This is a genomic window from Arenibacter catalasegens, from assembly GCF_002909235.1.
GTDB classification, from domain to species: Bacteria; Bacteroidota; Bacteroidia; order Flavobacteriales; family Flavobacteriaceae; genus Arenibacter; species Arenibacter catalasegens.
On record NZ_PHQQ01000081.1, the window covers coordinates 1 to 1,093 of the forward strand.

Sequence of the window (1,093 nt, forward strand, 5' to 3'; positions counted from 1 at the left end):
TTCCTCGAACAAAGAATAACGGGAGTACTCCCTTCCCCTGAAAGACATCTTGTTATGGGTTTCCAAGAGTTCGAGTATTGTTTTGTTGATCTCGGGTATGCTGTGAAAGGTCTGGTGCCGTAACGGGGCAAAGACCCGTGTGTAAATAATACGCACGGCATTCTCCACAATGGCCTTGTCCCTGGGCCTGTACGCCCTGGTGGGGAGTACGGCCGTTTCATAGTGTTCCGCAAAGTCGGCAAAGGTATCATTGACCTTTGGTTCGTAACGACTGCTCTTGGTGACCGCCGACTTAAGGTTGTCGGGGACCAATGCATGTGGCACACCGCCATAGAACCAAAAGGCGTTTTCCACACAAGCTATAAAATCTTCTTTCTTTTGGCTGGCACAGGCCTCTACATAAGTATATTGACTACTGCCCAGTACACACACGAACACTTCCAAATCTTGTAGTTCGCCCGTATGACGGTCAACTATAGTAAGTTTTTTGCCTGTAAAATCTATAAAGAGCTTATCGCCCGCCTTATGGGTAAAATGCATTACGGGCGATACTTCTTTGGTCCATTCGTTATACCAGTACTTGAACTGTGATAGCTTGAACCCATCGGGGTGTTTTGTATAATATTCTTGCCAGAGCAGTTGTCTGGTCACTCCGGTCTTACGCAGTTCTTTATCAAAATAGGGATAGTACTTCTCTAGGGCCAATAGCTGCTGGCTCTTGGGCTTTTGATCCGATTTGAAGAGTTTGTGCAGCTCTTCAAAGGTCATTGCCGAGACTTCATAATTAGTAAGCTGATAACGCTTGAAAAAGGCTATATACTTGGTAATGGTATTGCGGGAGAGCCCCAGCCTTGAACTTATCTGGCGTTTGCTCACACCCTCGCTATATAACTTGAATATCTGTTTTACTTTTCGCATGTCTATTTGTTTGTTGGCCATAATCTTTTTAACAAAAAAAGACCTTTGGCTTTTTACAAATAGAATCGACTTTCTTAGTGGTTCACTTTCATCCGGCGAAGGTGGTTCACTTTCACCCGGCGAGGGTGGCTCACTTTAATCCGGCCAGGGTGGTATACTATGACCGTTTTTTGCA

At 45.1% G+C, this 1,093-nt stretch carries 1 protein-coding gene; it reads right to left on the reverse strand.

The genetic code is table 11. The annotated features are described in order from the left end of the window. On the reverse strand, positions 1 to 939 hold a 939-nt coding region (gene istA / locus CWD90_RS22935), incomplete at its 3' end, for an IS21 family transposase (protein ID WP_157941319.1). Positions 940 to 1,093 lie beyond the last annotated feature (154 nt).